Below are 17,753 nucleotides of genomic sequence, written 5' to 3'. Positions count from 1 at the left end.
GCTCCGTTCAGTACTTCACCCAGGGCACGACACGACGCTCGAGGAGCGCCCACAGCCAGGTCGCCGCGTAGCCGAGCACCGAGATCGTGACGATGCCGACATACATCTTCGAGACGGCGAAGGTGCCCCATGAGCTCCAGATCATGTAGCCGAGGCCGCTGTTCGCGCCGACGAACTCCGACGCTGCGATGATGACGAACGCTCCTCCGGTCGCCAGCTTGATGCCGGTGAAGATGGAGGGCAGCGCATAGGGGAAGGACACGGTCATCCAGCGCTGCAGACGGGTGGCGCCGTTCGCGTTCGCGACGTCGTTGAGCAGTGGAGGCGTCTGCATGACTCCGCTGAGCGTGTTGAACAGGAGATAGAAGAACACGCCGATCGCGACGATGACGTACTTGCTCGTCTCTCCCAGTCCGAAGATCAGCAGGAGCAGCGGGAAGATCGCGACCTTCGGCACGGGCAGCAGGCTCGAGAAGATCGGGTCCAGCAGCAGGCGCAGGGTGCGCACAGATCCGAGCAGGACACCCAGGATGATCCCGGGAATCGCTCCCATCACGAATCCGATCGCGATGCGCGACAGCGTGATGCTGATGTTCTCGAGCAGTACTCCCGAAGCCAGCAGCTCGAAGAAGGTCTCCACGATCGAGCTCGGTGCGGGGAAGAAGCGTGCATCGAGAACGCCCGTCCGGCTGCAGATCTCCCAGACCAGCAGGATGAGCAGCGGCGTGTACGGCCCGAGACGACGGACCCACACCGAGCCGCGTTCAGCCTTGACCGCGTCCTTGAGCTGCCGTTCGATGGCCGGATCGGCGATCGCGCTCACGACGCCACCTCCTGTTCCGTTCCGTGTTCCAGCAGAGTCCACAGCCGTTCCGTGATCTCGCCGTAGCGCGGGTCCTTCCGGAGCCCGGCGATATCGCGCGGCCGCCCGAACGGCACCTCGATGTCGTCGATGATGCGACCGGGACGGTGCGACATCACGACGACGCGGTCGGCGAGCATGAGGGCTTCGTCGACGCTGTGGGTGATGAACATGACCGCCTTCGAGGTGCGTTCCCAGATCTGCAGGAGCTCCTGCTGAAGTGCCACCCGTGTCTGCTCGTCGAGAGCGCCGAAGGGCTCGTCCATGAGCAGCAGATCGCCGTCGTCCGCGAGTGCACGCGCCACCGAGGTGCGCTGGCGCATGCCGCCGGAGATCTGTGCGGGGAAGTAGCCGCCGAACTCCGACAGTCCCACGAGGTCGAGGAGCTGCTCCACGCGCTCGTTCCGCTGCGCGCGCGACAGGCCTCGCAGCTTGAGCGGATAGCCGATGTTCTGCGCGACGGTCAGCCAGGGGAAGACGCCGTGCTCCTGGAACACCACGGAGGGACGGCTGGAGGTCTCGATCGTCCCGAGGCTCGGCTTCTCGAGGCCGGCGGCGATGCGGAGCAGAGTGCTCTTGCCACAGCCCGAGGGGCCGAGGACGCAGACGAACTCGTTGTCCGCGATCTCCAGATCGATGTCCTCGAGGGCCACCAGGAGCTCATCCTTGCGATCCGCGTTCGGATACGCCTTCCAGAGCCCCTTGACGCTGAGGCCGCTCATTTCCCGGCGGGTGCCAGGTCGCCGCTCTCGACGAGAGCGATCGCGTCGCTCAGGATGTCGTCGCGGTAGATGTCCTGGATGCCGGAGTCGCCGTCGAACTCGAGAGCGTCGCGATCACGGAAGAACTGCTCCTGGCGGGCGACGTCCTCCCAGTCGATCGCGCCGCTCGGGTCCTGCGTGGTGAGCGCGATGGAGGTCAGGGTCTCGACGGGGAGGTCGGTGTACTCGGCGATGATCTTCTGCGTGGCCGGGTCCTGCCATCCGCCGTCCTCGAGCTCCTTCACAGCCTTGAGGTAGGCCGCGGTGAAGGCGGTGACGGCGGCCGGGTGCTTGTCGACGTACTCGGTATTGAAGACCATCGCGCCGAGCTCGACGCCGGCCTGGTAGTCGATGTCGAGCAGCTCGTGTCCGATGCCCTGGGCGATGACGGCAGACGAGATGGGCTCGATGGACCAGCTGGCCTCGACGGACCCGTTCGCGAGCGCGGCGGGGATGTCGCCGGGGCTGAGGTTCACCAGCTCGACGTCTGCGACCGAGAGACCGACGGATTCCAGTGCCAGCGCGACGGAGTAGATGCCGAAGCCGCCGTCACCGGGGATGCCGATCTTCTTGCCCTTGAGGTCGGCGGCATCGGTGATGCCCGAGGCATCGGAGGCGAGCAGGGGAGAGGGGTTGGGGCCCGACTCGGGGATGCGGGAGACGCTGGCGATGACGGAGATCGAAGCGCCTGACTTGGTGGCGTTGAACAGGCCGGCGCCCCAGGTCGCGCCGCCGGCGGTGATGTTGCCCGTGCTCACCTGCTGGTAGGTCTCGCCCGAGCTCCCACCCTTGGCGACGAGCTCGACGTCGACGCCGGCGTCTTCGAAGTAGCCCTTTTCCTCGGCGAGGAAGAACGGCGCGTAGTCCGCGTAGGGCGAGTACAGGAACGTGATGGGCGGCGCGTCTTCGGCGGAGTCCGTGGCCTCTCCGGCTCCGGTCGAGGTGCAGGCCGAGACCAGCAGGGTGCTGGCGAGAAGGAGGGATGCGCCCGCGAGGGCACGGCGGCGAGAGGACATGTCTTGCTCCTGAGGTCGGGTGTCGTGCGCGGGTAAGCACGGGTATCTCGAACCTATCGATCCGCCGATATTTTGGGATACCGCGGCGTCACACTGTGACACGACTGTGAGGAGAAGGGGGCTTGCGGCTTCCCGATGGGCGCGTGCACTGAGTTCCGACAATCCGTTTCGGGGTGGGTGCCGAACCATCGTTGAGCCGCAACCGCGGCGAAGCACAAGGAGGAATCATGCGTTTCATCCCCACCAAGGTCCACGGTGCACTCGACTACATCGTGGGTATCGCGCTCATCGCCGCACCGTGGCTCTTCGGCTTCGCCGCCATGGGTGGCCCGGCCGTGGTGATCCCGATCGTCCTGGGCGTCGGGCTCATCGTCTACAGCCTGTTCACGAGGTACGAATGGGGACCCTTCGGCTTCATCCCGATGCCCGTCCACCTCGTGTTCGACATCGTCGCGAGCCTGTTCCTGGCGTTGTCGCCGTGGATCTTCGGCTTCTCCGGTGAGGCAGTGAACGTCTGGCTGCCGCACGTCGTCGTCGGCGCCGCCGTAATCGTCGTCGTGCTGTTCTCGCAGCCGCAGCCGGCACCGTCGCGAAACAGGGTCGCCACCGCGTGACCTGCACCCCGGCCGCTCCCGCTGTCTCGTGAGCTGCCTCTGATCCTGTGATGACATGAGTCGGGCCGCTGTTCTCCTCGGGAGCAGCGGCCCGACTCATGTGTGCCGGTCGCTCGTCATCCGTTGCGCTGGAGCGCCTCGCTGAACCATCGTGCATAGAGATGCCAGGGTTCGCCCGCGGCGCGGACGGTCGCGATGTGCTCATCCAACGCGGACGTCAGGGTGAACCACTCGCCCCCTTCTCGCAGGGCGGCGAACTCGAGGTGCCGACGGTGCTCGACGACTCTGTCTCCGCGTTCGAAGGCAAGTAACTCGTCGTGGCGGATGCTGGCGAGACGCTGGCGAGGCCGTCTGCTGGTGCCGATCTTCACCCGGCGATCGAAGCGCAGGTAGTAGACGACATCCACTCGAGGAAGGGGCAGGCCCGAGTCGGGCACGTCGCCATACCGCCACCCGCAGACCGTGCACACCCAGGCATGCTCGATCCGGGTGCCGGTCGAGCCGCCGCACAGGTGGCAGGGGCCGGGGAGGGCGTCGATCGTGGGCACAGCGCGAACCTACGCGCCGCCACGGACATCGGAAACACAAGAAGCCCCCGACGAATCGAGGGCTTCTGATCTGTGGGCGATACCGGACTCGAACCGATGACCTCTTCCGTGTGAAGGAAGCGCGCTACCAACTGCGCCAATCGCCCATGAGCTGTGAGGCTCGACAACCGATACTACCCGACCCGAAGTCGCCCGGATGACCATCCTGGGAGACACGCGCGAGATTCGCTTCGGGTTTGGACACCAGCGAATCATCGGCTAATGTTTCATGAGTGCCCGGGACAACCGGGAACGAAATGCGGATGTAGCGCAGTTGGTAGCGCACAACCTTGCCAAGGTTGGGGTCGCGAGTTCGAGTCTCGTCATCCGCTCGAGTGTAGAGGGTCTTCTTCGGAAGGCTCTTTACGCGTGGGGTCAATCCACACGGTGGCGTGGCCGAGCGGCTAGGCACCGGCCTGCAAAGCCGTTTACACGGGTTCGAATCCCGTCGCCACCTCGTCACACACAACTGAACAGCCTTTTTAGGCGCGATTGGCGCAGCGGTAGCGCGCTTCCCTGACACGGAAGAGGTCACTGGTTCGATCCCAGTATCGCGCACACTGAAACCCCCGGTTATCCGGGGGTTTTTCGTGTCCGGGGGAGTGCTGCGTGATCGCGGCCCCCACCTCACCCCATCTGATCGATCAGCAGCTCGCCGTGGGCGTTCAGGCTCTCCATCATGCGGGCGATCCGCGCCGCGTCGATCTTGGGCACCTTGGGGGCGTCGAAGGCGAAAACCATAGGGATGCTCGGATGAACCCACGCGGTGAGCCGACCCACGGGGTTCTTATCGTCGGGAAGCCACGTCATCATGAAGCTCTCCTGCCGGCGCAGTTTCGTCGCGATGATGATCTTCAGGTGTGCGAGAGTCTCGTCATCGATCTCGATCGGCGGCCGAGAGCTGTTGTATTCGAGTGTTCCCATGGTCAGGACACTAGAAGACCTTGTGGTGAGTGGACAGGGGCTTGACGGGAACGCGCGTGCTTGCCTAGGCAGCCGCTGCTATGTCGTGGGAATGATCCCGTGCGCGCGCTGCAGATGAGGCTGCGCAGCGGGGCGTGCGGTCCATCCCGCGGCAACAGGTCCTCTCGTGCTGCTCGAGCCGGCCGATCGCGATGTGGCCAGCACGTCGGGACCCTGAGCCCCGGTACCCGCGTGTAGCCAGCCCTGGTTGTGGTGTGAGGCGGTCGTACCTGGGTGCGGGTGACCGTACGAGTTGTTCGGCCCGAAGGAGTAGAGCAACCGCGCGTACGGGCGGCGCCCGCGCTGAGGAGGGGTGCCCCGGAGCTTCTGCTTGGCACCATGATGTGAGGCGATGAGGACGACCGGGGAGCCACCGAAGGAAGGCATCACGGAATAGTCGGCGTCTCCCGGATAGATCCAACACAGATCGTCGGCCTGACGTCTGATCGACAGAGCCAGGCCGTTGTCGTTGCGGTTGCTCTTGCGGTTCGCGTGGAAAGCTCCTGAGCAGTACGCCAGATCGATGTCCTGGGATGCCAGCTGGACACGCACGCGGGGGTGGCTCGACCGCTTCACGATCAACAGCCGGCCGCCTGCCTGCAGGATGCGGGCTCCATGCGTCGCGTGCGTGGGACCGATCATCTGGCGCGGGGCGATCCAGGTCAATGAGAGCAGCCCGGTCTCGTGTTTCGCGCCTGCCCAGTGGTCGGTATCCCAGTGCGACAGGATCACAGGTGGAGCGTTGCAGACGCAGAAAGGCAGGTTCGCGGGCCGAGTCCTCGCGTTCCGGCCATCCGCGGCCCCGACATCGAAGTACAAGCGGGCCTGGCCCTGCTGGTCGACGAGCATGTTCGCTGACCCCTGTCCGATATCGAGGGCGATCGTCTGTGCGAGCGCACGGACGTCAGAGAACGCGTCGCTCACCACACGCGCTTCGGCACTCGGCCAGAGGGTCATGCCGAAGATCCTGTGGAGGCGGCGTCCCTCGTCCGGTTCCACGGCGGCAGCGTCGATGCGCCCTGCGGCTTCCCCGGTGGAGGTCACCCGCAACCAGGTGCCCTGCCGGTGCCAATCCTCCCAATCGCCCGTCCCTTCGGCGAGAGGCACGATCGCGAGCCCACCCTCGAACGACTCCAGCGCTGCGAGGACTTCCGTTGCTACCTCGGGGGCCTCGAAGGCAGTACGCCAGCGTTCCCGGAACCATCCCGACGTCTGACGCGCAGCGGCGGAGTTGACAAGCCTGCTGTCGCGCGAGTCGATGACATCGAGCATGACGGCGTCGGAGGCGACGGCGTCCACGAGGGCGAAATACTCGACGCCGGGGGACATCTCGTACAGTCGCTCGTCGCGCAGATCATGGTCTCGGGCGGGTACCTCGCGACTGTCGAGTTCGTCCATACGCCCACCCTAGGGGCAGGCCGATGTCGTTTCGAATGCGGGTGAACAGGCCTAGACGGCTGCGGCCTCTGCGGGGAGATCGATCACTTCATCCACCAGGAGGATGCCGCCTGTGGAGTTCGCCGAGTGCATCAGCTCCTCGACCCACTTCACGTTGATCTCCGGCGGCTCCGGGTCGTCGAAGGTGAAGCGCAGAGGAATCGACGGATGCACCCAGATCGTCGAACGACCAGGGGCGTCGGCTTCGGGATGCTTCCACGACAGTGTGAAGCTCTCGTTCCTGCGCAGCTTCGTCGCGATGACGATCTTCAGATGTGCGAGTGCGCGATCTTCGATGTGAATGGGCTCAGTGCCGACGCCGTAATTCAATGTGCCCATACGCGTAACCATAGTGTCCTCCGCGACGCTCGGATGACCGCTCCGCCGTCTCCGCGGGACAGACACCATGCCTGAAGCCACGGAATTCGTTGCGGTCGTCGCGCGTCATAGTACGTCCGCTGCGCCCGAAGGTCGAGGGGCGTACGGATACTCGTGCACGGGAACAGTATGTGCGGACACCCACCACACCCAGCCAGCGGAGGCGCGTCATGCATGTCCAGGTCCACGAGTTCCTCAGGGAGCACGCGCCGGCGGGATCGTCGACATCGATGCGACCGTCGGGGCATGAGGCGACGTCGGGGACGTGCGTCTGATGGCGACGAACGTGCGGCGCCTCGACTGCACCCCCGCCGATGTCTTCGCGGTGCTCGAGGACGGCTGGCTCTACCCGTGCTGGGTGGTCGGCGCCACGCGGATGCGCGAGGTCGACGCGAACTGGCCGAGTCTGGGCTCCGAGCTTCATCACTCAGTTGGCGTCTGGCCGTTCGTCCTCGACGACACGACGCGCAGTGCGGACTGGGCGCCTCCAGGGCGCATGAAGATGATCGCGCGGGGGTGGCCGCTCGGTGAGGCCGAGGTCACGATCCGCGTGCGTACCGAGGGCCGTGGATGCGTCGTCCGGATCGATGAGGAACCGTCTAGCGGGCCTGCGCGCCTCATCCCACGCTTCCTCGCGACGCCGCTGCTCCGGGGGCGCAACGCGGAGACGCTGCGCCGTCTGGCGTACCTCGCTGAAGGGCGACGCGGACCGACGTGGTGACCGTCGGGCGCGCCGGAGGGCCCCGGCCATAGAGTGAAGTTGTGAGCCGTATTCCCGATTCCCGACCCACCGGCTGCCGGGAGGCACGGCTGTCCGATTCGGTCGCGCTGCTCCTCCTCAGCCTTTCCGGGACCGCGTTGATCACCTGGCGCTTTCGCCCGTGGCGGTGGATGCTACTTGTCGTCGCGGGCTTGATTCTGCTCGAGGTCACGGTCTTCGCGCTGATCGGGGCGGGGGAGCTCGCCCTCCTGCTCGTCCTGTTCATCCTGATCTTGATCGTCGCGTCCGTGCTGGTGCTGGCGGCACACAACATCTGGCGCGTCCTCGATCGTGGGCGCATCGTGCTCCTGGCAAGGGACAACGGTGCCTGCCTGGACGCGATCTTCCACCGGAACGGACGCATCACGTTGGCCAATCACTGCCGCGCGTTCGGCGCGAGCAGCGCATCCTCGCTCAGGCAGGCCGTGGCAACGTGGCTCCGTGATGTCGACGGAGGCCGTCTGGACCTTCGTGCGCAGAACACGCGGGTCGCCGCACACTACATGGCGCAGTTCCCGCAACTCCGCATCGTCGGGCGGGACTGGATGGGCCATGTGAGGCTGGGGATGCGCGCTGGTGTCGAGGAGTCCGGTCCCGTCGGCTGAACGAGCGTCCACTCGGTCTCCACCGACGCGCCTCGGCTCACTCCTGGCCGCGCGGCGTCCTCTTGACCACGTCGTAGGCGGCGAGCGCGGCCTTACGCGTCTCGCCGAGGTCGACGATCGGTTCCTGAGCCAGCGTGTCCCCGGTCCACTGGGCCACGTACAGCCCCTGCGGGTCGAACTTCTTCGCCTGCAGCTCGGGATTGAAGATGCGGAAGTACGGGGCGGCGTCTGCACCGGAGCCGGCGACCCACTGCCAGTTGAACGGGTTGCTCGCCCCATCGGCGTCGACGAGCGTGTCCCAGAACCACTCCTCACCACGGCGCCAATCGATCATCAGGTTCTTGATCAGGAACGACGCCGTGACCATCCGCACACGATTGTGCATGAACCCGGTGTGCCAGAGCTCGCGCATCCCGGCATCCACGAGTCGCACGCCGGTATCGCCGCGCTGCCATGCCTCCAGGTGGCTCGGTTTCACGCGGGGCCAGGGGAACGCGTCGAACTCGCGTCGAAGATTCTTCGTCGCGAGGTCGGGGAAGTGGAAGAGCGTGTGCCACGCGAACTCCCGCCACCCGATCTCCGACAGGAAGCCGCCAGCGCCCTCGGTGTCGACGGCCGCGGCCCACACCGTGAACGGGCTGAGCTCGCCCCAGCGGAGTCGTGGCGAGAGCAGCGAGGTCGCCCCGGCCGACGGCTCGTCGCGCGCGCGGTCGTATGCCGGCAGATCCTCGTCGAGGAAGGCCTTCAGACGGCGACGGGCCGCGGGCTCTCCGGGTTCCCAGGTCTCGCGCAGGCCCGCTGCCCAGTCCGGACGCGTGGGCAGCAGGCCCCAGTCGTCGAGGTCGTCGGATGCCGGGGCTGTGCGGACTCCGTCGATCGTCTGCGGCTCCGGCAGCGGTGCCCGTGGTGCCGGCAGAGCGAGGCACGCGCGCCAGAACGGCGTGAAGACCGAGTAATGCGTGCCGCTGCCGGTGGTGACGGTCCAGGGCTCGTGCAGAAGGGAGCCGGCGAACGAGCTGACCTCGCGGCCGTCCGCACGCAGCGCGGTCTTCAGGTCCGCGTCGATCTCACGCTCGGCGCCGCCGTAGCGGCGGTTCCAGAACACCGCGCCGGCGTCGAGCTCCTGCACCGCCTCGCGCACGACTCTTCCGGCCGGACCGCGGCGGAGCACCAGGGTCGCACCGCGTTCGCGCAGTCGCTCGCTCAGCGAGGCGAGCGAATGATGCAGCCACCACCGTGCGGCGCCCCCGTGCGGTCGGATCCCGGCGGACTCCTCGTCGAGCACGAAGAGCGCGACGACGGGTTCACCTCGATCGATCGCTGCCCTCAGCGCCGGATTGTCGGCGATGCGAAGGTCGTCGCGGAACCAGACGATCGTGGGGGAGGACATGGCACCATTCTCGTGGAAGGGACCGACGTCGTGCCGATCAGCGCCGACGGCGGGTGTTCGTTCGAGCCGGCTCGCGGGTGCACCAGAGGGCCCAGGCGACCAGCACGGGCTGCAGGAACAACCGTCCGAACCGCCGAGCGTCGGTGTCGAGTCCTGGTGTGGAGCGACGCATGCGCCACTGGTGGATGTTGCCGGGCAGTACGGCGACGAAGAACGCGGCGGTCGCCCATCCGACCCGCTGCCGTTCCTTCGGAAGGGTGAGGAGTCCTGCGGCGAGCGCGATTTCTGCCGCACCGGACGCGATCACGATGTCGTTCTTGTCGAGTCGCGTGACCCGTGTCGCCCAATCGGGCACCACCACCCTGAACCCGCGCGTGCCGACGAAGTGGAGAACACCGATCGCGCCGAGAGCGAGGGCGAGGACCCATCGTGCGATTGCTCTGCTCATCCGCTCACGCTACTCCGCGTGGTCGGGAACCACGGCGCGCACCCCGGTGCGATCGAAAGCCCGTGGGCGCGCGCGGTGGGTTCGGCTAGTCGGCCGAGACGGTGCGCGTCTGCTCCCAAGCACGGAATCCGTCGGCGATCTCGGGGGCGTGGGTGTGGTGCAGGTAGTGCTCGCCGTCCAGCGCCACGACTGTGCCGTCGGCGGCGGCCGCAGCCTGACGTTCGTGCAGCGGGAGCCAATCAGGGTTCTTGGGATTGTCCGCGACCACGAACAGGAGGAGGGGCAGCTCTGCCGGGAACCCGGTGCCGATTGCGTCGGCGAAGTTCGTGCGGATGTGCGCCATCTCGTCGAGGTAGGTGGGGCTGAACGAGTTGCGGTTGCTGATCAGGCCGATCTGCTCGCGCGCCTCATCGGAGTACACGGGCCCCTCGTAGCCGACCCCGCCGATCGCGGTGAGCACGCGCACGAGTCCGAGGTTCTTCGCGGCGGCCATGAGCCCGATCGGAAACTCGGTGTCCATGTTCGGCTGCCCCGGTGCGCTGGTGTCGATGCCGACGAAAGCGGTCACCTCATCGGGGTAGCGCTGAGCGAACTCGATGCCGTAGATCCCCGCGATCGAGTGCCCCATCAACACGTACTGGTCGACGTCCAGCGCCTCCAGCGCATCGTGCACCTCGCTCACGATGTTCTCGGTGGTGCGTTCGACATCCGTGCCGTCGCTGAGCCCGTAGCCGAACGGCTCGACCACGATCACACGGTGGTCCTCCGCGAGATCGTCGACGAGCGGCGCGAAGTCCCACACCGGAGAGGCGGTTCCGAAGCCGGGGAGCAGCACGATGTCCTCCGGGCCGTCGCCCGCGATATAGACGTTCATCTCATGGCCGTCCACCGTCACGGTCTCGCCGTACGGTTCGATGCGATCCTGCTCCACGCTGCTCGCCACGGCGTTCACGACGGTCGTGGTGGCAAGACCCACCGCCAGCACCGTGCCGATCGCGCCCGCGGTGATGAGCGCTCTCTTGGCGAACTTGTTCATCGATCCCTCTCCCGGAGCGCGCGGTGCGCTCCCGTACTCCAGCGTCTCGTGGAGCCGTTGGGTGCACATCAGCCCTGCGCAGACACCTACGTACTGCGATCGCGGTACAGCCGTCTCATCCCGGCGGGGGATTCGCGGCGATGCCGGCGGCGGAATACTGGTCTCATGACGTCGCTCCGCCCACCGGGAATCGCTGCGCCGTTGAGCGACGTCATCGCTGTCGCGGTCGTCGTGGTCTTCGCGGTGCTGCCGTTCCCTGACGAGATCTATCGTGCGGGTGGTCTGCTCCTCGTCCCCGCGCTGATCCCCGCGGCGGCGATGCCCTTTCGACGGCGCCTGCCTCTCGCCGCGCTCGGTGTGAGCCTGCTCTGCGCAGTCGGGCTGGCGGCAGCCGGCATCGTGGCACCCAGCGCTCTGCTCGCCGCAGCCATCAGCTGTTACTCGGTGATGGATCGCCACGGGCGCCTGATCGGAACAGTGAGCGTGACGGCAGCGGCCGTCGTGGTGTTCTTCTCGAACGGCATCGCCCTCGACGGAGAACTGTTCGAGTCGACCGCGTTGCAGTTCGTGCTGTTCGTCCTGCTCGCGGGCGCCCTGGGAGACGCGGCGCGCTCACGTCGCGAGTTCGCCGTGGCCATGACCGAACGCGCGGAACGGGCGGAGCAGGGGCGGGAAGAGGAGGCGCGCCACCGCGTCGCCGACGAGCGGGTGCGCATCGCCCGCGATCTGCACGACGTCGTCGCGCATCAGATCTCCGTGATCAGCCTCAACGCCGGGGTGGCCTCTTCGGCACTGGAGACGAGGCCCGAACGAGCGCGGGAGGCGCTGACGACCATACGCAGCGCGTCCCGTACCGTTCTCGCCGATATCGGGGGCCTCATGGCCCTTCTTCGCGCGGATGATGCGGATGACATGCGATCTCTGCACCCGCAGAGCGGCTTGGCCGAACTGGATGCACTCGTCGACCGGTTCTCCGAGGTCGGGCTGCAGATCGATCTGGATCGAGCGGAGACCACGTCCGTTCTCTCGCCCGCGAGCGATCACGTCGCCTACCTGGCGCTCCTGGAGGGGCTGACGAACGCGCACAAGCACGGCGCCGACGGGGCTGTCGCCGTGTCCATCCGTACCGATCACGATTCTCTCGTGCTCACTCTGACCAATGCGCGGCGCCCGGCACCCTCCGACTCGACGCTCAGCGGTCATGGGCTCCGCGGGCTCCGCGAACGAGTCGCCGCGGTGCGAGGGCACGTCTCCACGGATGACACGGACGGTCGCTACGTCCTCTCCGTGCGGATCCCCACCACCGGAAGCAGCACGTGATGGCCATCTCCGTCCTCGTCGTCGATGACCAGCCGCTGGTACGGCAAGCCGTGCGCGACATCCTGACCGATGGCGGCATCCGGGTGGTCGGCGAGGCATCGAACGGGCGGGAGGCGGTGCGCATGGTCACGGATCACGCGCCGGATGTCGTGCTGATGGATATCCGGATGCCGGAGCTGGACGGCATCGCCGCAACCGAGACGATCTGTTCGGAGCACCGCGACGGTGAGGTGCGCGTGCTCATCCTGACGACCTTCGAGGAGGACGACTACGTGGTGGCGGCCTTGCGGGCGGGCGCGAGCGGCTTCATCGGCAAGGGCGCGGAGCCGGAGGAGATCGTGCATGCGGTGCGGACGATCCATGCGGGGGAGTCGCTGCTGTCGTCCGTCGCGACGCGTGCGCTCATCGAGCGGTCGGTGTACGGCGCTGCGCCGATGCTTTCTCAGGTGCAGAGCGAGATCCTCGCGCGGCTGACCGTCCGAGAGCGGGAAGTGCTCATCCACGTCGCGGGAGGACGCACGAATCAGGAGATCGCCGCCGAGCTCTCGATCTCGCCGCACACGGCCAAGACGCACGTGAACCGGATCATGTCGAAGGTGGATGCGCGCGACCGGGCTCAGCTCGTGATCCTCGCCTACGAATCCGGGCTGGTCATCGCCGGGACGTGAGAGATCCTGCGGGCGGCGCAGCAACATGCCGCCGCCGGTGACGGTGCCGCAGCGGTCGGGAGGCCCCGGGCATGCGAGTAGCCTAGATCCAGACCCAGATGGAGTGATCAGTGCCTGAAAACGCCCAGCCGACAGACGGCTTCGCCCTGTTCTCTGACCGATCCGTCGTCGCCATGCGCGTCAACGGCATCCTCAAGGACCTCGCGACCACAGTGACCGATGCCGACGAGGTCGAGGCGGTCACGATCGACAGCCCCGACGGACTGAACATTCTGCGCCACTCGACGGCGCATGTGTTGGCGCAGGCGGTGCAGCGCATCAACCCGCAGGCGAACCTCGGCATCGGTCCGCCCATCACCGACGGCTTCTACTACGACTTCGGTGTCGAATCGCCGTTCACGCCGGAGGACCTCAAGGCGATCACCAAGGAGATGCAGCGCATCGTCCGCGAGGGGCAGCGCTTCGTGCGCCGTGTCGTCTCGGATGAGGAGGCGCGCGTCGAGCTCGCCGATGAGCCGTTCAAGCTCGAGCTGATCGGCCTCAAGGGTGGGAAGGAAGCCGCCGAGGGCGCATCCGTCGAGGTCGGCGAGGGCGAGCTGACGATCTACGACAACACCACCCGTGATGGCGAGGTCGTCTGGAAGGACCTCTGCCGCGGACCGCACCTGCCCAACACGCGCATGATCGGCAACGGCTGGGACCTGACCCGTATCGCCGCCGCCTACTGGCGCGGCAGCGAGAAGAACCCGCAGCTGCAGCGCATCTACGGCACTGCCTGGCCATCGAAGGACGAGCTGCGCGCCTATCAGCACCGGCTCGAGGAGGCCGCCAAACGCGATCACCGTCGCCTCGGCAAGGAACTCGACCTGTTCTCGTTCCCCGAGGAGATCGGTTCCGGTCTTTCGGTGTGGCACCCTCGCGGTGGCATGATCCGCGGCGAGATGGAGCAGCACGCGCGCAAGCGCCACATCGAGGGCGGCTACACCTACGTGTACACGCCGCACATCTCGAAGGAGGACCTCTTCCTCACCTCGAACCACCTCGTCACCTACAAGGACGGGATGTTCCCGCCGATCGTCATGGACGAGGAGCGCGACGACGAGGGCAACATCACCAAGCAGGGTCAGGACTACTACCTGAAGCCCATGAACTGCCCGATGCACATCCTGATCTACAAAGAGCGTGCGCGCAGCTACCGGGATCTGCCTCTGCGCTTCGCCGAGAACGGCACGGTCTACCGCAACGAGCTCTCCGGCGCGCTGCACGGACTGACCCGTGTGCGCGGCTTCACCCAGGACGACTCGCACCTGTTCGTCACGCCCGACCAGCTCGAGGCGGAGGTAGCCAAGGTCCTGGAGTTCATCCTCTCGATGCTCCGCGACTTCGGTCTCACCGACTTCGAACTCGAACTGTCTATGAAGGACGATGAGAAGTCGAAGTGGATCGGATCCGACGAGTTCTGGGAGTCCTCGACCGACGCCCTGCGCCGGGTCGCCGTCGCCTCCGGACTGAAGCTCACCGAGGTGCCTGGCGAGGCCGCGTTCTACGGTCCCAAGATCGACCTGAAGACGCGCGATGCGATCGGCCGCACCTGGCAGCTGTCGACCGTGCAGGTCGACCCCAACCTGCCAGAGCGCTTCGATCTCGAGTTCATGGACAAGGACGGGCAGAAGAAGCGACCGATCATGATCCATCGCGCGCTGTTCGGCTCGATCGAGCGCTTCTTCGCGATCCTGCTCGAGCACTACGCCGGCGACTTCCCGGTGTGGCTGTCGCCCGTGCAGGTCGTCGGAATCCCGGTCGCGGATGAGTTCGCCGACTACCTCGGCGACGTGGTCCGCACGCTGCGGGACTCCGGCGTGCGCGCCGAGCTCGACTCCTCGGACGATCGCATGCAGAAGAAGATCCGTACGCACACGACCGGCAAGGTCCCGCTGCTGCTGATCGCGGGAGAGAAGGACCGCGAGGCCGGTACCGTCTCGTTCCGCTACCGCGACGGCACGCAGGAGAACGGCGTCCCGATCGCGGACGCCGTGGCCCGCATCCGTGCGGCGATCGACACGCATGCGCTCGTGCAGACAGCAGGGGATCTGGTGTGACCGACTCCCCGCAGCACCCCGTCGAAGATGCCGGCCATCTGGCCGGCGTGCCCGACGAGTTCCAGCGGCTGTGGACCCCGCATCGGATGGCGTACATCCAGGCGGGGCCCGAGCCGCTGCGCGAGGAGTGCCCGTTCTGCGAGGCGCCGAAGCATCCGGACGCCGAGCGTCTGATCGTCGCGCGCGGCGAGACGGCGTATGTGCTGTTGAACCTGTTCCCGTACAACTCGGGTCACCTGCTGGTGTGCCCGTACCGGCACATCGCCACCTACGACCAAGCGACGGCGGAGGAGGTCGCCGAGATCGGCGCGCTCACCCAGATCGGCATGCGCGTGCTGCGCGAGGTGTCGCACTGCGACGGATTCAACCTGGGCATGAACCAGGGTGCCGTGGCCGGCGCCGGTGTCGACGGGCACCTGCACCAGCACATCGTGCCACGCTGGACCTCGGACGCGAACTTCTTCCCGATCATCGCCAAGACCAAGGCGCTCCCGCAGCTCCTCGGTGAGGTGCGGGAGGCCGTGGCGAACGCGTGGCCTAGCGGACCTGACGCGCGGTGAACTGCATCTGCGGGTTCGCGTAGAACTCCTGCGCCTCGACGAGGAGCAGTTCGCGTTCTCCGGATTCGAGCGTGGCCTTGAGCAGGTCGTACACGCTGGACGCGGTGCGCTCGAGTGCGGTCTTCGCGCTGCCCGTCTCGACGTAGTGAGCCGTGAAGAGAGCGGCGGTCACATCGCCTGAGCCGTTCGCCTTCATCGGCAGATGAGGTGTCTGCACGATCCACGCGCCGTGTTCGTCGGCTGCGAGCATCTCGATGGTGCCATCTTCGCGGTCGGGCCGCTCGACGCTCGTCACGAGGACCGTGCGCGGGCCCATGGCGTGCGCGAGGTCGACAGAGGCGAGTGTGGATTCGAGGGTGTCCGGCTCGGTGCCCGTGAGGAATCCGAGCTCGAACTGGTTCGGGGTGATGATGTCGGCCACCGGCACGACCTTCTCGCGCAGCAGCACCGGGATCGCGGGTGCGACGAAGCAGCCCGACTTGGCGTTGCCCATCACCGGGTCGCAGGCGTAGATCGCCGCGGGGTTCGCCGCCTTCACGCGGGCCACGGCGTCGATGATCACATCACCGATGCCCTCGCCGCCCTGGTACCCGCTGAGGATCGCGTCGATCTGGCTGAAGACACCGCGATCCTCGATCCCGGTGATGACCTCGCGCACGTCGTCGGGAGAGATCAGCGGGCCGCGCCACGCCCCGTAGCCGGTGTGGTTGGAGAAGTTCACGGTGTAGACCGGGAGCACCTCCACTCCGATGCGCTGCAGCGGGAAGACCGCTGCCGAGTTCCCGACGTGGCCGTATGCGACGGCGGACTGGATGGAGAGGATCTTCATCTCCCGATCCTTTCATTCAGGGCGCACTGCTGTGCGCGACGGGGGATCATCGCACTGCCGCGACGAGGTCGGTGACGAGCGTGGCCGCATCGTCGTCGGAGAGATCGTGCACGGTGAGGCGCAGGTGGTGGGAGGGCTCTGCCCGGTCGCCGAGCGCGAACTCGTCTCCGGTACGGGCGAGCCACCCGCGGCGCATCAGGCGTTCCACGACGAGCCGTGCAGGGCGCGGGAGCTCGATCCAAAGGCTGAGGCCGTCGGTGACGGGCGCGTCGATGCCGTGCTCGCGTAGGCGCGCGGTGAACGCGGCATTGCGTGCGGCGTAGTGGACACCGGCGGCAGCGACGCGGGCGGACACATCGTCATCGGTCAGCTGCGCCAGCGTGAGGCGCTGCAGCAGATGGCTCACCCAGGTCGTGCCGGGGCTCAGGCGCATGGCGAGCCGGTCCGCGGTGTCGGGATCCGTCGCAGCGATCGCGAGGCACATGTCGGGGCCGAGGAACTTCGACACCGACCGCACCAGTGCGTATCGACGATGCTCCGGTCCGATGAGCGACTCATAGGGATGCTGGGACAGCATCGAGAAGTGGTCGTCCTCGATCAGGAGCACGTAGGGGTGATCGACCAGCACCGCGCGCAGTTCCGCGGCACGACGCGCCGACATGCTGGCTCCGGTGGGGTTCTGCGCGCGTGGCGTGCAGATGACGGCGCGGACTCCCGCAGCGAGCGCGGCGCGCAGACCTTCGACGGTCATCCCCTCCGCGTCGACGGGGACGGGGACCGCACGGTACCCGCCGAGTCGCACGGTGTGGATGCTGGCGAGGAAGCACGGGTCTTCCAGTGCGACCGCGTCGTCGCGGGTCAGGGCCTGAGCGAGGAGCCGTTCGACCGCGTCGACCGCGCCGCTGGTGACGGTGATCCGGAAGTCGGCGTGGGGGAGATCGGGGGAGACCCAGTTGCGGGCCCAGGCGTCGAGCCCGCGGTCGATCACGGGTTCGCCGTAGAGCACGGGTCGGCCGGCGACGGTGGCCAGCGCAGGGAAGGGATCGGGGATCAGCGCGGGATCGGGGTTCCCGGTCGCCACGTCGCGCAGAACCGTGTCGGAGGCGTAACCCTCTTGTGCGACAACATCCACGCCGGCGATCACGGTCCCGGCACGTCCTCGTGAGACGACGAGTCCTGCCTGGGCGAGTTGGCGGTACGCCGCCACCGCGGTGTTCCTGTTCACCCCGAGGGTGGCCGCCAGTTCGCGGACGGGAGGGAGGAGGCTTCCAGGCTGCAGCACACCGCGTTCGCGAAGGGCGCGCACGCTGTCGGCGATGTCGGCTGCGGTGGTCCCTCGAATGTCGTCGCTCATGTGTCCTCAGAACCGATTCTAGGTCGTGCCGGACGATGCTATCTTTTGACATAGATCAAAGTCGAC

General features: G+C 66.9%; 19 protein-coding genes and 4 tRNA genes. 10 read left to right on the top strand and 13 right to left on the bottom strand.

Features of this window, described 5'->3' with window-relative positions; translation table 11 throughout:
- Positions 1 to 7 precede the first annotated feature (7 nt).
- The 3 genes from MRBLWO12_RS06400 to MRBLWO12_RS06390 are packed head-to-tail and all read right to left on the bottom strand — an operon-like array spanning position 8 to position 2,639.
- Entirely contained in the window at positions 8 to 823 is an 816-nt protein-coding gene (locus MRBLWO12_RS06400; RefSeq protein WP_363553776.1) for an ABC transporter permease, read from the bottom strand.
- Positions 820 to 1,584 (bottom strand): ABC transporter ATP-binding protein, encoded by a 765-nt coding sequence (locus tag MRBLWO12_RS06395; protein ID WP_363553774.1) that lies wholly within the window; start codon positions 1,582 to 1,584, stop codon positions 820 to 822. The genes MRBLWO12_RS06400 and MRBLWO12_RS06395 overlap by 4 nt, the downstream gene beginning before the upstream one ends.
- Positions 1,581 to 2,639 carry an ABC transporter substrate-binding protein gene (locus MRBLWO12_RS06390; protein ID WP_363553772.1) on the bottom strand — a complete coding sequence of 353 codons (1,059 nt, stop codon included), beginning with the start codon at positions 2,637 to 2,639 and terminating at the stop codon, positions 1,581 to 1,583. The genes MRBLWO12_RS06395 and MRBLWO12_RS06390 overlap by 4 nt, the downstream gene beginning before the upstream one ends.
- A gap of 227 nt (positions 2,640 to 2,866) precedes the next feature.
- On the opposite strand from MRBLWO12_RS06390, the gene MRBLWO12_RS06385 reads away from it, so the two are divergent.
- Positions 2,867 to 3,253, top strand: a complete 387-nt coding sequence (locus MRBLWO12_RS06385) for an SPW repeat domain-containing protein (protein WP_363553770.1) — start codon at positions 2,867 to 2,869, stop codon at positions 3,251 to 3,253.
- 116 nt (positions 3,254 to 3,369) lie between these two features.
- Here MRBLWO12_RS06385 and MRBLWO12_RS06380 read toward each other — a convergent pair whose 3' ends face one another.
- Entirely contained in the window at positions 3,370 to 3,801 is a 432-nt protein-coding gene (locus tag MRBLWO12_RS06380) for a GIY-YIG nuclease family protein (protein ID WP_363553768.1), read from the bottom strand.
- A 73-nt stretch (positions 3,802 to 3,874) separates the two neighbouring features.
- Positions 3,875 to 3,947: transfer RNA gene (locus MRBLWO12_RS06375), tRNA-Val, on the bottom strand.
- A 152-nt stretch (positions 3,948 to 4,099) separates the two neighbouring features.
- Here MRBLWO12_RS06375 and MRBLWO12_RS06370 point away from each other — a divergent pair.
- From MRBLWO12_RS06370 to MRBLWO12_RS06360, 3 genes are all read left to right on the top strand, one after another.
- A tRNA-Gly gene (locus MRBLWO12_RS06370) sits at positions 4,100 to 4,172 on the top strand.
- A 54-nt stretch (positions 4,173 to 4,226) separates the two neighbouring features.
- Positions 4,227 to 4,297: transfer RNA gene (locus tag MRBLWO12_RS06365), tRNA-Cys, on the top strand.
- A gap of 29 nt (positions 4,298 to 4,326) precedes the next feature.
- A tRNA-Val gene (locus tag MRBLWO12_RS06360) sits at positions 4,327 to 4,398 on the top strand.
- A gap of 69 nt (positions 4,399 to 4,467) precedes the next feature.
- Here MRBLWO12_RS06360 and MRBLWO12_RS06355 read toward each other — a convergent pair.
- The 3 genes from MRBLWO12_RS06355 to MRBLWO12_RS06345 form a co-directional block, all read right to left on the bottom strand.
- Complete coding sequence (locus MRBLWO12_RS06355) at positions 4,468 to 4,764, bottom strand: hypothetical protein (RefSeq protein ID WP_363553766.1); 297 nt, start codon at positions 4,762 to 4,764, stop codon at positions 4,468 to 4,470.
- 78 nt (positions 4,765 to 4,842) lie between these two features.
- Positions 4,843 to 6,201 carry a hypothetical protein gene (locus MRBLWO12_RS06350; RefSeq protein ID WP_363553764.1) on the bottom strand — a complete coding sequence of 453 codons (1,359 nt, stop codon included), beginning with the start codon at positions 6,199 to 6,201 and terminating at the stop codon, positions 4,843 to 4,845.
- 51 nt (positions 6,202 to 6,252) lie between these two features.
- Complete coding sequence (locus MRBLWO12_RS06345; protein ID WP_363553762.1) at positions 6,253 to 6,579, bottom strand: hypothetical protein; 327 nt, start codon at positions 6,577 to 6,579, stop codon at positions 6,253 to 6,255.
- Positions 6,580 to 6,892: 313 nt separating this feature from the next.
- On the opposite strand from MRBLWO12_RS06345, the gene MRBLWO12_RS06340 reads away from it, so the two are divergent.
- Entirely contained in the window at positions 6,893 to 7,339 is a 447-nt protein-coding gene (locus tag MRBLWO12_RS06340) for an SRPBCC family protein (protein ID WP_363553760.1), read from the top strand.
- A gap of 41 nt (positions 7,340 to 7,380) precedes the next feature.
- Positions 7,381 to 7,983, top strand: coding sequence for a hypothetical protein (locus tag MRBLWO12_RS06335; RefSeq protein WP_363553758.1), 603 nt, complete (start codon positions 7,381 to 7,383; stop codon positions 7,981 to 7,983).
- A 37-nt stretch (positions 7,984 to 8,020) separates the two neighbouring features.
- On the opposite strand, the gene MRBLWO12_RS06330 is transcribed toward MRBLWO12_RS06335, so the two are convergent.
- The 3 genes from MRBLWO12_RS06330 to MRBLWO12_RS06320 all read right to left on the bottom strand — a co-directional run bounded on the left by MRBLWO12_RS06330 (position 8,021) and on the right by MRBLWO12_RS06320 (position 10,857).
- A complete protein-coding gene (locus MRBLWO12_RS06330) occupies positions 8,021 to 9,373 on the bottom strand; it encodes a cryptochrome/photolyase family protein (RefSeq protein WP_363553756.1) in 1,353 nt (450 codons plus the stop codon).
- Between the two features lie 37 nt (positions 9,374 to 9,410).
- Complete coding sequence (locus MRBLWO12_RS06325) at positions 9,411 to 9,821, bottom strand: DoxX family protein (protein ID WP_363553754.1); 411 nt, start codon at positions 9,819 to 9,821, stop codon at positions 9,411 to 9,413.
- Positions 9,822 to 9,906: 85 nt separating this feature from the next.
- Complete coding sequence (locus MRBLWO12_RS06320; RefSeq protein WP_363553752.1) at positions 9,907 to 10,857, bottom strand: alpha/beta hydrolase; 951 nt, start codon at positions 10,855 to 10,857, stop codon at positions 9,907 to 9,909.
- Between the two features lie 165 nt (positions 10,858 to 11,022).
- On the opposite strand from MRBLWO12_RS06320, the gene MRBLWO12_RS06315 reads away from it, so the two are divergent.
- The 4 genes from MRBLWO12_RS06315 (at position 11,023) to MRBLWO12_RS06300 (ending at position 15,504) form a co-directional block, all read left to right on the top strand.
- Positions 11,023 to 12,177 (top strand): sensor histidine kinase, encoded by a 1,155-nt coding sequence (locus MRBLWO12_RS06315; RefSeq protein ID WP_363553750.1) that lies wholly within the window; start codon positions 11,023 to 11,025, stop codon positions 12,175 to 12,177.
- Positions 12,177 to 12,845 carry a response regulator transcription factor gene (locus MRBLWO12_RS06310; protein ID WP_363553748.1) on the top strand — a complete coding sequence of 223 codons (669 nt, stop codon included), beginning with the start codon at positions 12,177 to 12,179 and terminating at the stop codon, positions 12,843 to 12,845. The genes MRBLWO12_RS06315 and MRBLWO12_RS06310 overlap by 1 nt, the downstream gene beginning before the upstream one ends.
- A gap of 173 nt (positions 12,846 to 13,018) precedes the next feature.
- The gene (thrS, locus tag MRBLWO12_RS06305) at positions 13,019 to 14,944 is read left to right on the top strand and encodes a threonine--tRNA ligase (RefSeq protein ID WP_363558546.1); all 1,926 of its coding nucleotides are present in this window, start codon (positions 13,019 to 13,021) and stop codon (positions 14,942 to 14,944) included.
- Complete coding sequence (locus tag MRBLWO12_RS06300; protein WP_363553746.1) at positions 14,941 to 15,504, top strand: HIT family protein; 564 nt, start codon at positions 14,941 to 14,943, stop codon at positions 15,502 to 15,504. The genes thrS and MRBLWO12_RS06300 overlap by 4 nt, the downstream gene beginning before the upstream one ends.
- On the opposite strand, the gene pdxY is transcribed toward MRBLWO12_RS06300, so the two are convergent.
- The gene (gene pdxY, locus MRBLWO12_RS06295) at positions 15,482 to 16,333 is read right to left on the bottom strand and encodes a pyridoxal kinase PdxY (RefSeq protein WP_363553744.1); all 852 of its coding nucleotides are present in this window, start codon (positions 16,331 to 16,333) and stop codon (positions 15,482 to 15,484) included. The two genes, MRBLWO12_RS06300 and pdxY, sit on opposite strands and share 23 nt — an antisense overlap.
- Positions 16,334 to 16,379: 46 nt before the next feature.
- The gene (locus MRBLWO12_RS06290) at positions 16,380 to 17,687 is read right to left on the bottom strand and encodes an aminotransferase class I/II-fold pyridoxal phosphate-dependent enzyme (protein WP_363553742.1); all 1,308 of its coding nucleotides are present in this window, start codon (positions 17,685 to 17,687) and stop codon (positions 16,380 to 16,382) included.
- Positions 17,688 to 17,753 lie beyond the last annotated feature (66 nt).

It is taken from the genome of Microbacterium sp. LWO12-1.2 (assembly GCF_040675875.1).
Taxonomy (GTDB): domain Bacteria; phylum Actinomycetota; class Actinomycetes; order Actinomycetales; family Microbacteriaceae; genus Microbacterium.
The sequence above is the reverse complement of the archived record's forward strand: the minus strand, read 5'-3'. Positions and strand labels throughout refer to the sequence as shown.